Origin of the sequence: Sporosarcina psychrophila, from assembly GCF_001590685.1 — a bacterium.
Taxonomy (GTDB): domain Bacteria; phylum Bacillota; class Bacilli; order Bacillales_A; family Planococcaceae; genus Sporosarcina; species Sporosarcina psychrophila.
Window position 1 is genome coordinate 884708 of record NZ_CP014616.1, and the last position, 13513, is coordinate 898220.

The 13513-nt window shown below is 37.5% G+C and carries 10 protein-coding genes and 1 other RNA gene; 10 read left to right on the forward strand and 1 reads right to left on the reverse strand.

Translation table 11 applies throughout. The features are described from left to right. The first annotated feature begins 1 nt into the window (after position 1). The 10 genes from eno (at position 2) to AZE41_RS04280 (ending at position 12094) form a co-directional block, all read left to right on the forward strand. Entirely contained in the window at positions 2 to 1297 is a 1296-nt protein-coding gene (gene eno / locus AZE41_RS04235) for a phosphopyruvate hydratase (protein WP_067206021.1), read from the forward strand. 175 nt (positions 1298 to 1472) lie between these two features. Further along, positions 1473 to 1700 carry a preprotein translocase subunit SecG gene (gene secG / locus AZE41_RS04240; protein ID WP_067206024.1) on the forward strand — a complete coding sequence of 76 codons (228 nt, stop codon included), beginning with the start codon at positions 1473 to 1475 and terminating at the stop codon, positions 1698 to 1700. Positions 1701 to 1925: 225 nt separating this feature from the next. Beyond that, positions 1926 to 2672: an alpha/beta hydrolase gene (locus tag AZE41_RS04245; RefSeq protein ID WP_067206026.1), complete on the forward strand. Its 747-nt coding sequence runs from the start codon at positions 1926 to 1928 to the stop codon at positions 2670 to 2672. 92 nt (positions 2673 to 2764) lie between these two features. After that, entirely contained in the window at positions 2765 to 5047 is a 2283-nt protein-coding gene (gene rnr, locus AZE41_RS04250; RefSeq protein ID WP_231885816.1) for a ribonuclease R, read from the forward strand. A gap of 153 nt (positions 5048 to 5200) precedes the next feature. Then, positions 5201 to 5668: an SsrA-binding protein SmpB gene (smpB, locus tag AZE41_RS04255; protein WP_067206031.1), complete on the forward strand. Its 468-nt coding sequence runs from the start codon at positions 5201 to 5203 to the stop codon at positions 5666 to 5668. Positions 5669 to 5748: 80 nt separating this feature from the next. Beyond that, positions 5749 to 6109: a transfer-messenger RNA gene (gene ssrA / locus AZE41_RS04260) on the forward strand. A 163-nt stretch (positions 6110 to 6272) separates the two neighbouring features. After that, positions 6273 to 7247, forward strand: a complete 975-nt coding sequence (locus AZE41_RS04265; RefSeq protein ID WP_067206034.1) for a tyrosine-type recombinase/integrase — start codon at positions 6273 to 6275, stop codon at positions 7245 to 7247. A 778-nt stretch (positions 7248 to 8025) separates the two neighbouring features. Next, a complete protein-coding gene (locus AZE41_RS04270; RefSeq protein ID WP_067206036.1) occupies positions 8026 to 8823 on the forward strand; it encodes a hypothetical protein in 798 nt (265 codons plus the stop codon). Positions 8824 to 9018: 195 nt separating this feature from the next. Continuing rightward, positions 9019 to 10500, forward strand: a complete 1482-nt coding sequence (locus tag AZE41_RS04275) for a TOTE conflict system archaeo-eukaryotic primase domain-containing protein (RefSeq protein ID WP_067206038.1) — start codon at positions 9019 to 9021, stop codon at positions 10498 to 10500. 466 nt (positions 10501 to 10966) lie between these two features. Continuing rightward, on the forward strand, positions 10967 to 12094 hold the full coding sequence (locus AZE41_RS04280; protein WP_067206041.1) for an HNH endonuclease: 1128 nt from the start codon (positions 10967 to 10969) through the stop codon (positions 12092 to 12094). A gap of 489 nt (positions 12095 to 12583) precedes the next feature. Here AZE41_RS04280 and AZE41_RS04285 read toward each other — a convergent pair whose 3' ends face one another. Continuing rightward, positions 12584 to 13237 carry a hypothetical protein gene (locus AZE41_RS04285; protein ID WP_067206044.1) on the reverse strand — a complete coding sequence of 218 codons (654 nt, stop codon included), beginning with the start codon at positions 13235 to 13237 and terminating at the stop codon, positions 12584 to 12586. Positions 13238 to 13513 lie beyond the last annotated feature (276 nt).

The following is a 13513-nucleotide window of genomic DNA, read 5'->3' on the forward strand; positions in this document are numbered from 1 at the left end:
CATGCCAATCATTACACTTATCCAAGCGAGAGAAGTACTTGATTCACGTGGAAATCCAACAGTAGAGGTTGAAGTATTTACGGAAAGCGGTGCATTTGGTCGGGCAATCGTTCCATCTGGCGCTTCAACAGGCGAATATGAGGCAGTAGAACTACGTGACGGTGATCCGGATCGCTACTTGGGCAAGGGTGTTCTTCAAGCGGTTGACCATGTTAATGAAGTTATTTCGGCGGAATTGGAAGATGCGTTTTCAGTTCTTGATCAAGTGACGATTGACAAAGCGTTGATTGAAATTGATGGTACTGCCAACAAAGGTAAATTGGGCGCAAATGCAATTCTTGGCGTATCGATAGCTGTCGCACATGCTGCTTCTGATTATCTTGATATTCCCCTTTATCAATATCTAGGCGGCATTAACGCAAAACAATTGCCAGTGCCAATGATGAACATTCTAAACGGTGGCGAGCATGCGGATAACAACGTGGACATTCAAGAGTTTATGGTAATGCCAGTCGGCGCTACTTCATTCCACGAAGGTCTTCGTATGGGCGCGGAAATTTTCCATACCCTTAAGACTGTTCTACAGGCAAAAGGCATGAATACATCAGTGGGTGATGAAGGCGGATTCGCTCCGAACTTATCTTCCAATGAAGAAGCTTTGTCTATTATCCTTGAAGCAATCGAAAAAGCAGGCTACAAACCAGGCGAGGAAGTTCTCCTTGCAATGGACGTTGCAGCATCTGAGTTTTTCAATAAAGAAGATGGTACGTACAATCTTGCTGGCGAAGGTATCGTAAAAACATCGGCAGAAATGGTTGATTGGTATGAAGAGCTTTGCAGTAAGTATCCAATCATCTCTATCGAAGATGGTTTGGATGAAAATGACTGGGCGGGTCATAAACTATTGACGGACCGCTTAGGCAAAAAAATTCAACTTGTCGGAGATGACTTGTTCGTAACGAACACAGAAAAACTGGCACGAGGAATTGAAGAGGGTATTGGTAACTCAATCCTTATCAAAGTGAACCAAATCGGTACATTGACGGAAACGTTTGATGCGATTGAAATGGCGAAGCGCGCTGGCTATACGGCAGTTATTTCCCACCGTTCAGGTGAATCAGAAGATACGACAATTGCTGATATCGCAGTTGCAACAAACGCTGGACAAATCAAAACGGGTGCACCATCTCGTACGGACCGCGTTGCGAAATACAACCAATTGCTTCGTATTGAAGATCAGCTAGATGATACTGCTGAGTATCTTGGTGTTAAAACGTTTTATAACTTGAAGAAATAATGATTGCTAAAAACCCGCTTCGGCGGGTTTTTCTTTGGTTTTTAATAGATTGAGTGGAAACTCACTGAGTGACTATGAGAACTTCTGTCTTAAAATTAGAACAATAGGTTGTAACACCAGTCTGTTTTTGGTAAAATAGAACTGTTGTGAAGTTCGAATCGGGAGGTGGAACAAAATGCATACTTTGCTGATGACACTGCTCGTAATCGTAGCACTATCATTGATCGTAGTCGTATTATTGCAATCTGGGAAAAGCGCAGGTCTATCAGGAGCCATCTCTGGCGGAGCCGAACAACTTTTCGGAAAACAAAAAGCACGTGGACTTGACCTCGTACTTCAACGGGTCACTGTTGTACTTGCCGTTTTGTTTATCGTATTGGCAATCGTCATTATGAAAGTATAATCTTAAATAGACCATTATCGCCTGACCTTCCGACTGGTCGGGCGTTTTTTATTAAAAGTAGGGAAGTATAAGTTTTCTACTGGGGTCGTTGTCTAGCTCCAGGCGCCAACTCCTCGGGACATAAGTCAGTCAGACTATTCGGCAAAGAACGCCGCTTAGCCCGCCCGTCTTATGCCTGTCGGAGCTGAACGGCGCCTTGCACTTTTCTTAGAAAGGATGATCTAAATGAGAATTGCACAACCGAAACCATTCTTTTTCGAAAGAGGGAAGCGTGCAGTTTTACTGCTACATGGATTTACAGGTACCTCAGCGGACGTACGGATGTTGGGACGGTTTCTTGAAAAGGAAGGCTACACCTCGCTTGCACCCCATTACAAAGGCCACGGTGTTCCCCCAGAAGAATTGATCCACACAGGTCCCGAAGAGTGGTGGGAAGATGTTCTTACGGGTTATAATCAATTAAAGGAAGCTGGATACGATGAGATTGCAGTTGCTGGATTGTCATTAGGAGGCGTATTTTCGCTCAAATTAGGGTATAACAAGCCAGTGAAGGGTATTGTTACAATGTGCGCGCCAATGTCGATGAGAACAACTGACATTATGTATGAAGGTGTCCTTAAATATGCACGGGAGTATAAGAAGTTTGAAGGGAAAGCCGAAGAAGACATCGAAAGAGATATAGAGGCATTACGTGCGCAAAATATGCCTTCTCTCGAAGAACTTCGTGCACTTGTCTATGATGTACGAGATCATATCGATCACATCTATGCACCGCTATTTGTTGTGCAGGCCACAAACGATGATGTTATCGATACCGATTCCGCAAACGTTATTTATGACAATACCGAATCAGACATAAAAAATATTAAATGGTATGAACAATCGGGACATGTCATTACACTCGGACCCGAAAAAGTGAAACTTCATGAAGATATTTTGAAATTCTTGGAATCATTGGACTGGAATGAGTGAAAGATAAGACCAATGACCATACTATAGACTTATAAGGAGTGATGCAATTGGATAGCTTAGAACAAGACATACAGCAAAAATTGCTGTCTCTAATGAAAGAAGAATCGTATAAGCCGCTAACCGTACAGGAAATTCAGGAAGTATTGGGATTTGAACAGGCGGCGGAGTTTAAGGAACTAGTGAAAATGCTTGTTGACCTTGAACAAAAAGGGCAAATTATTCGCTCGAAATCGAACCGTTATGGCGTGCCAGAAGGCATGAATCTCCTTCGTGGAAAATTCATCGGGCATGCAAAAGGATTTGGTTTTGTGGCACCGGATGTAGAAGGAATGGATGATGTATTCATACCACCACATGAAGTAAATGGCGCGATGAACGGAGATACTGTCCTCATACGTGTCGTTAATGCCACATCAGGCGGTAGACGTGAAGGGGCAATTACACGTGTCGTGGAACGCAAAACAACAAAGGTAGTGGGCATGTACCAGAACAATAAAGGCTTCGGTTTCGTTGTTCCTGATGATAAAAAATTACCAATGGACGTTTTCATCGGTAAAGGAGATTCACTTGATGCGGTTGACGGTCACAAAGTCGTTGTTGAAATAACAGACTGGCCTGTAGACGGGAAATCAGCAACAGGTATGGTGACACAAATCCTTGGTCACAGAAATGATCCTGGCGTGGACATCTTGTCTATTATTCATAAGCATGGAATTGAAGTTGACTTTCCGCAAGCAGTACTAGACCAGGCAAATAAAATACCTGAAGAAGTTCAGGAAGAAGATTTGTTCAAACGTCGTGATCTCCGTGAAGAACTTTCGATTACAATTGATGGCGCGGATGCCAAAGACCTTGACGATGCCATTTCAGTTGTGAAAAACGACAATGGTAGCTATATATTATCTGTTCATATTTCGGATGTCAGTTATTATGTGACGGAGAATTCTGCAATGGGTGATGACGCTTATGACCGTGGAACAAGTGTGTACTTGACGGATAGAGTTATCCCAATGTTACCGCATAGATTATCGAACGGAATCTGTTCATTGAATCCAGGTGTCGATAGGCTTACGTTATCTTGCACAATGACGATAGATCGCAACGGGAAAGTCGTCGAGCACGAAATATTTGAGAGTGTTATTCGCTCGAAAGAACGTATGACTTATAATGAAGTTTATAAAATCATCGAAGAAAAAGATGAAGAACTTTCAGAGAAATATGCACATGTTGTTCCTATGATTAACCATATGGCAGACCTCGCGGCTATTTTGAAACAGAAGAGAGAAGATCGTGGAGCCATTGATTTCAATTTCAAGGAATCGAAAATCCTTGTTGATGAAAAAGGATGGCCAACGGATGTTGTCATTATGGAGCGTACTGTATCAGAACGCCTGATAGAAGAATTCATGCTTGCTGCGAACGAAACAATCGCGGAACATTTCCACTGGCTTAAAGTACCGTTCATTTACCGAATTCACGAAGATCCGAAAGCTGAGAAATTACAACGTTTCTTCGAATTTCTAACGAACTTTGGTGTTGTTGTAAAAGGAACGGGCAATAAGGTCCATCCAAAAGCGTTGCAGGAAATCGTTGAATCAATTGAGGGTCTACCTGAAGAAACAGTTATTTCGACAATGCTCCTGCGTTCAATGCAACAGGCGAAGTATTTAGATCAAAGTCTGGGTCACTTTGGATTATCCACAGAATTTTATACTCATTTCACGGCACCAATCCGCCGCTTCCCAGATTTGATTGTCCACCGTTTGATCCGGACATATCTAATTGAAAAAGACATGTCGACACAGACACTTGCGCATTGGAGTGCGATATTAGCTGATATTGCAGAGCATACATCTGAACGGGAGCGTCGTGCAGTTGAAGCAGAACGGGATACAGAGTCACTGAAAAAAGCTCAATTTATGCTCGACAAAATTGGCGAAGAATTCGAAGGCGTTATTTCATCGGTTACAAACTTTGGTTTGTTTGTCGAACTGGAAAACACAATCGAAGGACTTGTTCACGTTAGTCATATGACAGATGATTATTATCGATTTGACGACAGACAAATGATGATGATTGGTGAACGTTCTGGCAAACAATACAGACTGGGCGACGAAGTAACCGTGAAAGTTATTGCTGTGAAGCCTGAAGAATCGACAATCGATTTTGAAATCGTTGGCATGAAACAAGACTTCCGTCGTACACGTAAAGAAACTCCAAAAGTCATCCATGCAAAGAAAAAGGATGGCGACAATAAATCTGGAGATAAATCAAAAGATAAAAAGAAAACAGGCACATATAGTAAAAAGAAAAAGTTCTATGAAGGCGCAGCGAAAAAAGCGGGTACTAAACCTAAGCCTAAAAAGAAAAAGTAAAGAAGGAGCGGTTTAGGCCGCTCCGCAGTTTTGCTTCCGGGCTGTATTGTCACAAACTTTGAAAGGTTGCTTACCTGCGTCCAGCAGGCATAAGCGCTATTCAAAATTTGGATGCAATTACGCCGGGGCGTAATTGATTAAGGGGTGAAAGAAATGGCGAAAGGCCAGGGGAAGGTAGTCGCCGTTAATAAAAAGGCGAATCATGATTTTGCAATCGAAGAAACAATTGAGGCAGGTATTGTTCTACAAGGTACTGAAATCAAAGCAATCCGTACTAGTAAAGTTCAGCTGAGGGATGCGTTTATAAGAATCCGCAATAACGAAGCGTGGATTACCAATATGCACATTAGTCCATATGACCACGGGAATCAGTTCAATCATGATCCGGTGCGTTCTAGAAAGTTACTTCTTCATAAAAAACAGATTAGCAAATTGATTGGACAAACGAAAGAACAGGGATCTGCGATTGTACCGATTAAGATGTATTTAAAAGACGGCTTTGCAAAAGTATTAATTGGTGTTGGTAAAGGTAAGAAAGATTACGACAAACGCCAAGATCTGAAGAAAAAAGATGCGAAACGTGAAATCGATCGTGCACTTAGAGATAGACAGAAATATTGAAGTTTTGATGGAAATGTGGTATACTAATTAATGTTCAAGTAGTTCAGAAGCCTTTAAATAGGTTCTCCTGACATCCCTTTGGGGACGTTACGGATTCGACAGGGGTCGTCTTAGCTTGAGTTGCGCGTCGGAGGGCTCGGCTCCGTCAGAAACGGCACCTTATAATAACAGGCAAAACTAACAACAACCTAGCATTCGCAGCGTAAGCTGTTGAATCTGCCTTACATTTCCATCGCCCATGTGGCATTTGTAGGGCTCAACCTTTAGTGGGATACGACGGCTGTTGCCTCTTGAGGCAGTCGGAAGAGACTTCCAAGATAGCGTACATGACGCCCTGATTGCCGGCATAATGCCACGCGAATCCAAATAGACAATCTACACGCGTAGATGCTTAAGTGTTAGAGCCTCTGGACGCGGGTTCGACTCCCGCCGTCTCCATATTTAAAACTGCTATAAACGCAGTCGTATCAACGGTTTTGATGACTAGGGATATTGAACGGGAGTTGAACTCCTGTTGAATATCCCTTTTCTGCTCCCTACAGTAAATTATCATATTTCATGGTTCATAGACCTTCTAATCACACATTGATTGGGAGGTTTTTTTATGTCTAGAAGTAGAAAACATGGAGTGTTTGCGGTAGGTGGTGATGTTGTGGTCATGCCAACGAAGGTGACAGTATTAGAACGAGAAGGAATGTTAATTGAAGTGGCTCTTGATACAGTGTTTCAGCAAATGAGGATTGCAGGGAACAGACCACGCACGATTGAAAGCTATCAGTACATCTTTGTACAGTTTTCCACGACTTGCAAGCTTAGGTATGTAGAAGATATTACAATGGAAGCCCTCTATTATTACCTTGATGTACTAGAGGTTAGTCCTGCAACGAAGTTGATTCGCTTAAAGTCCACGAAGGCTGTTCTCAGCAAGTTCTTTAACAATGGTTGGATTAAGGAGAAGTTTTGGAATAGCATTCATATCAAGATTGATAAAGAGGTCAAAAAGGGTGCAAAAGAATCTGACATTGACAGGCTTCTAGAACTCATCGACCAGACCTCATTCGTTGGTTTTAGAGATGCAGGCGCGATTAAGTTAATGTACAAGACAGGTATTCGTATTCGGACGTTAGGCGAGCTTAGGGAGCGTCATATCGACTTTGAAAATCTATGTCTGAACCTTGATGGCTCAACTTTGAAAAATCATAAGTTCCTAAAGCTACCCATTGATAAGGAGCTTGCAGATATACTTAAAATGCTTATCAAATTAAATAATGGTATCCGCTCCCATTTTGGCACAGATAACCGCAATGTCTTCATCACGCAGAACGGTTTGCAAATGAACACAAGCAAGTCATCGAACTGTGCCATCTCTAAACAGCTTAACAAATATGCTAAACGCTATGGACTTGAGAATATCAATGCACACGCCATACGGAGAGCGTACGCTAAGAGCCTATTAGAAAAGGGTGCAAGCATTGCACTAATTTCAAAAGCGCTGGGACATTCAGATTTAGCCGTGACAACTCAATATTTAGATTTAGATGTAGAAGAGGTCGCATCTGATTTAAGGGAATACCTATAAAACAAAAATATAAATAGATGTAGCAAAGAGGAAGAGATTCAATACTAGCAATGCAAATGCTTGAGTTTAAAGAATCTTGTCTTTTATTAGATGGGATTCTTTTTTGTTTTCTTATGGGTATAGCGGAGAAGCATACTTTAAAATACCAAGAATTTTATGGGTGTTCGGGGGTACTTATGACCAATAGAAAACGTCCATTGTTATAGAAGCCCTATAGCTCTACAATCGCCACACACTTGTTAATAACTACACCGTATGAAAGTAAAATAAATCCTCTTAAAATGCCTTAATTGAGATGTTTCTCACGTGCGTGGGATAGGGGGGGACAATCCACAATCAAATAGTTACATGCTTCTAAGGACTTCTCTACAACGATGTCCTATTTGCTGTGGAAAATGGTGAGCGAGGATTTTGAACTAGAATGAGCAAAATCTTGGAAGGACTACAAATGATAAGAGTTTTGGGCGGACATATTACTATTCGTATGATATATCCCGCTAAAAACCATTACGCAACACTAGTACATTGAGAAACCTCAAGTAAGAATATTTAATCTTGATTAGGGAGAACTAAAAAAACTACTATCAATATATTGATAGTAGTTTTATATCATAAGATATGAACTTGACAAAATTAGCGATTGGTGGTATATTTAAAGACTCCCACTTCTCGTTTGTGGGCAAAGTTGTATTACCTTACCCTTATTGTACAGGGTGTTTAATCTGTTGTCAACAGATTAACGAGAAAGGGAGAAAAAATTTTAAGGAGAATCATTAGTATGGACAACCTGAAGTTTTATTGTAGCAAGAGAAATCATTATGTTAAGGGAGAAGAGTATTATCATCAAGGGGAAATTTGTAAAGAATGTAGAAGCGATATAAACAGAAGTAAAATTGACCATTATACAGGAATTGAATTAGCAGAGTATTTATTACATAGGTCTTGTATAAGGGTACTAGAGAGAGTAAGAAGTGATAAAAAAGAAGCATATAAAGGAGTTAAGTGTGACTGGAAAAAGCCTGTAAAAATGAAGGAAGCCTTAATGAATAATACAGAGTTTTGGAGTAAATGGGTAGAATTAAGCGAGATATACAATGAAGGTGGGAGATTACCAAATTCACGCCCAACTATAGACCGCATAGAATCAAATGTTGAAAAAGGCGGTCATTATACAATGGGAAATATTCAAGTATTATCTCATGGAGAAAACTCATTCAAAGCTAATGCTATAAAGTGCAAAGTGGTATTTATCAAGGATTATGAGGTTGTGAGAATAACAGATTACGAGTCTACGAAGGATGTTATGAAAGAATTGAGTATTCCTGCATATAGCACTATAAATCTCTTTAAGGATAGTGGGAAGATACTTAGCGTAGGTAATGGTTACTCTATACTTATACAAACTCTTAATGGCATGTTGGAAAAACAGGATTCCCCACTTTATAAAGGTATTGTTACTAAGAAGAAAATACTTGTAGATTACGATACAGGTAAGGAATACATAATAAGTAATAATCAATATAGCTTTGATAGTTATGGTATCTGGATTGATGGAAGCCAAGTGATTACAGCATGAATTTAGTGCTTGATAACATGGAAATGTCAAAATCAAAGTTAAAGTTAGAACAAATAAATTCAATTTACTGAAGGTTAAAGGGGTGTTCCAAGAACATCAAATATAAAACATAAAATTATTAAAAATATGTAATGCAAATAATTAAACATATATGGAATTACCTCTTTTGTCCTTAAAAGGGAAAAGAGGAATAATGTGGTTAATAAGGAAAAGGATATAATAGATAAAATAAATGAGCTGTTTATTTTGGCGAGGTATCAGTATTTGATTCTATCTGAACTTGGTAATTATCAAACTTTTAACAAGTATAATAACGAAAAGGTATTTTCAATTAACGATTATGTAATCCAAAGACATTTAGATGGAAAAGCAACATTAGGTGTTTTTTCTTCTACAAATCATACAAAATTTATATGCTTTGATGTTGATGTTATAGACGAGGAACAAGCTAAATGGACTGTTTATCGTTTAGTTAATTGTTTAATAGAAATTGGGATTCCAGATGATGATATACATATCTCCTTAAGCGGGAATAAAGGCTATCACGTAGAATTGTATTTCAATAATCCAATCAAAAATGAAGATGCTTATGAATTATACCTATTAGTAATGAATGCAGGGGACTTGCTTAACATTGACTATGGACAAGTAGAATATAGACCCAACGCAATGAAGCAAGGTGTAAAAATCCCATTAGGTATTAATTTTAAAAATAAGCGTAAACTTCGTTGTTGGTATGTAAATTATGACAAAGGATTAAAGCCCATTCGGAGTAAGAAATATATTCTAAAGATTAAACAAATGGATGTTGGAATTTTATACAATATCTTAGAGCGTGAACGTGATGTGCTTGAAGAAGTAGAAGTAAGAGAGGTTGAAGAAGTAAGAGGATTTATTGAAAGCAAGTATACACCCTTAAAAATATATAGGGAAAACATAGGTGAACAGGAAACGATTGAAGCAATTGAAAAATTGTTACATACAGGATTAACTACAACAGGCATGAGACATAATTCATTGTATAAATTAGGTAAATATTTCCGTTTTCAAGGCTTAACAAATGAAGAATCTTACAAGGCATTAGTTGAATGGATGGGCGAGCAAGATACAAGGAACTATACAACTAAATGGGACGATGGAATTAAAGATATACAATCAATCGTCAAGTACATATATGAAAATGAGATAAGTTTAACGATAGAAGAAAAGGATTTATTTGTTACATATGAGGAAATGAGACAGATATTGCAATTGAAAAGTAAAAATGAAAAGCTGTTGACCTACTGCTTACTCATACATAGTAAAAGATATGCAATGAAGAATGGCAATTTTTATATGACATATATGCAAATGAGCCATGCAAGTGGTTTAGTTGAAAAAACGACAAGAACTCTAATTAATAAACTTGAACAAAGTGGTATTTTGGAGATTATCGAACGTAATCGCAAAGTAAAAGATGAGAATGGCAAGGTAATTAAAAAGGAAAAAAAACCAAACATTTATAATATGAATATTGAGTGTGTAAAAGAAGAGGATGCTTCATTCAGAGTAGTATACAGTGGTTTGAATTATACTGATTCATTTAATTCTTGTATTTTGTACTTCTATGATAAAAAGACTTTAAAGAGGATTCTACCTAGAAGACATTATGAGAGTGTTGTAAAGCTAATTAGCTAATAGCCATTGCTTACGCAACCGTCTATATTAATAACCTATTATAGGTAAAAACGTACAAGAGAAATCTTTGAATAGCCTTAAGTATAAGATTAAATAAAATACAAATAATCATATGGATTGAAACAAAATACTAATCAAGGTTTACACAAGCATAAACTACATAAGTAAGAGGGCGTTTGCCAATGCCCTCTTACTCTTCATGATAGGGAAGTTACATTTTGCTTTGAGGACTATGACATTTCATATGAGTTTCTTTTAGAATCATTGGTTTTATTGCTTGGTAATATTGCTCTAGTGATTCTATTTAGTTATATGACATTGCTAATGCAACCGTCTATATTAATAACCTATTATAGGTAAAAACGTACAATCTATATAAAAGAAAGATTTTTATCTTGCAGACTTCCAAAATGAGGAGGAATGGTCTGTAGAAAACAAGTATATTAGACATAAGGAGGATAATATAATGAACGATTTAGAAGTGAGTGATAGCCTTATTGAAGATAAAAAGCAGGAGATATTGGGTTTTATTGAAAGAAATTATCCAGTTACTTCTGTAAGTGGACCTGCTAATACAAATCAAACGAGACATGTTATTTCTGATATATATGAAGGTGTGTACAAAATGCATCATGGAAAAGGTGCAAAAAAAAATGGGAGGGTCAATTGGAAAGATGACCCTAAAGTATGGATTAATATCCATACAACGCATAGAAAAAATGGCTCTAAAGGTTTAATGCTACAAATAAAGTGCGAGAGTTTCCTATTGCGGAGTGGGAGGAATGATGATAAAAAGAAATTTGCCACAAAGTGGGGTATCCCTGTTGATAATAGCAATATAGAATATAGTGTATGGCAGGGTAAGATATTAAGCTTATCGATTATGAATAAAGAAATATTTACTTTTAACCCCATTTACGAGAGCTACTTTACATCTTTTTTGGTTGAAGCATTCAAAGTTTACGAGTCTAACAACTTATCCAATAAATTAGAATATGAAAAGATTAGCCTAGATAATAATGCACAAAAACAGGATAATCCAGAATCGAAATTACCTAAAAACCACACAACACTAGAAGTGTTACCTTCACCAATCGACGATTACAATGAGGATGTGTATGTACAGTCAGAGATAGAGGATTCTATGTATCAGAAAGAAATACAAGAATCATCAGGATTTAGCAAGAAAGTAATAGTTAATGATAAGTCTGAACCGAAGCCATTAAAGGGGAGTAAAGGAGCTATTAAAACTTATATAAGAAATGCTCAAAAAGGAAAAAATGCAATAATAATGGCTAATCATCTGTGTGAGATAGATTCTAGCCACCAGGATTTCACTTCTAAGGTTACAGGCATGAACTATGTTGAAGCACATCATCTAATACCTATGGAATATCAAGATAGTTTTAATTTTAGCATTGATGTTGAAGCAAATATAGTGAGCTTATGTGTGTCCTGTCATAAAAATTTACATCATTCAACTTTGGAGGGAAAATTACCGATTCTGAATCTCCTTTACAGTGAAAGAAAAAAAAGAATAGATACATGCAAAATTAGTGTAAATGAGGATGTTTTAATTTCCTTTTATAAGTAGTAGATGCAATTCTAATATTAATTGGGAATACAAATAGTAAAGTTTAAAAGCTTAACTCCATATAAAATATGGGGTTTTTTCTGTATAAAAGTGAGGTTTTAAACAACTAATTGAAACACTTAGCTGATATAAAGCGTATGGCAAAGCTCAATTGTTTCAACTTTGAGTTAGTATACATAGACAACCGTATCAAACTCCTAGAATCATTTAACGAGCATATGAGTGTTGATAGGGGAGCGGGGGGATATTTATACAGGCTATCTAATCGGTGTTGCAGAGCTATCTGTGTGCGTGTAAGAGCATAACAAAAGGACTTGCTTATATGAAAATCAATCATACACGCAAGTCCTATTCTTATTGAACTGAAACCTCCGTTAGTTCAATGGTGCTTTATACCGTTCATTTTAATTTAATTTTTCAATAGGGAGTTAAGCTGAAAATGACATCCCAAAATTGTAGACTTCTCTGTTTAGTAAAGATAAACGTCTACTATAATGTGCGTGTAGTCTCCCCGTCAATTAATTTAAAATGAATATTAAACGATGTTCCGCTATCAATATGTTTTGGAACATCTGATAGTTCGAGTAATTCTTTCAAATGAATAGGCTTTGTACTATTTGCTTCTATCGTAATTTTATATGGACTAGCTAAATTCATGAGCGACTCCATTCGCACTTCATCTTCCATGAAATGGGAATCTAAAAATTCCAACTCGAACGACACAGCTTCATTGCTTCGGTTATGTAATACAAAGTTACATTCTCCATTTAATAAGTCTGCTCTCACATTTTCAAAATTGCACTTGCCCTTCCCATCGTATGAAATTGCCGTAATGCCACTTGCTAATGTTTCTTGGTACATCGCAATGAGAAGCTTCGGTAAAATTGCATAAACTATTACAACTATTACTATTGTTCGAAAGTGATATTTCTTCATGCCAATGACAAGTAAAATCATTGCGATTATAAACAAAATGGAACCAATTATACCAAGCAAAATATAGCCATCTTGATTGCGAATTGGAAACGACATGAATGTAGAATGTGCTTCTAACATTACATTATAAGGAAACGGGAAATATAAATACATACATATAATTAAAATAACAATTGAACTAATGAGTGCCACTTTATTTCTTATCATATTATACCTCCAACTTCTTGTTCAACATGCCTACCCAGTTAGGTGAAATATCTGGTTAGTGAGTTGTTGGGTATAGTCTAACACATTTACAAATATTGGTGTAGAGAGACGAGTAAGTGTAGTAAATGTGATTGACTGTTATCAAAAATCGAGTCGATAGCGTCTGAGTGCTTGAGAATACTGTTCTTTGATTATCCATGATGAAATACAATTATAAACTGCATAGATTGCTCTAACTGGATAACAGTAGGACCTTGATGTAAAAAAATATTCAAA

Coding starts and splice junctions, on each gene's coding strand:
- AZE41_RS04270 (WP_067206036.1), top strand. CDS start 8,026: ATGGACAACCTGAAGTTTTATTGTAGCAAGAGAAATCATTATGTTAAG.
- eno (WP_067206021.1), top strand. CDS start 2: ATGCCAATCATTACACTTATCCAAGCGAGAGAAGTACTTGATTCACGT.
- secG (WP_067206024.1), top strand. CDS start 1,473: ATGCATACTTTGCTGATGACACTGCTCGTAATCGTAGCACTATCATTG.
- AZE41_RS04285 (WP_067206044.1), bottom strand. CDS start 13,237: ATGATAAGAAATAAAGTGGCACTCATTAGTTCAATTGTTATTTTAATT.
- AZE41_RS04265 (WP_067206034.1), top strand. CDS start 6,273: ATGTCTAGAAGTAGAAAACATGGAGTGTTTGCGGTAGGTGGTGATGTT.
- AZE41_RS04245 (WP_067206026.1), top strand. CDS start 1,926: ATGAGAATTGCACAACCGAAACCATTCTTTTTCGAAAGAGGGAAGCGT.
- smpB (WP_067206031.1), top strand. CDS start 5,201: ATGGCGAAAGGCCAGGGGAAGGTAGTCGCCGTTAATAAAAAGGCGAAT.
- AZE41_RS04280 (WP_067206041.1), top strand. CDS start 10,967: ATGAACGATTTAGAAGTGAGTGATAGCCTTATTGAAGATAAAAAGCAG.
- rnr (WP_231885816.1), top strand. CDS start 2,765: ATGAAAGAAGAATCGTATAAGCCGCTAACCGTACAGGAAATTCAGGAA.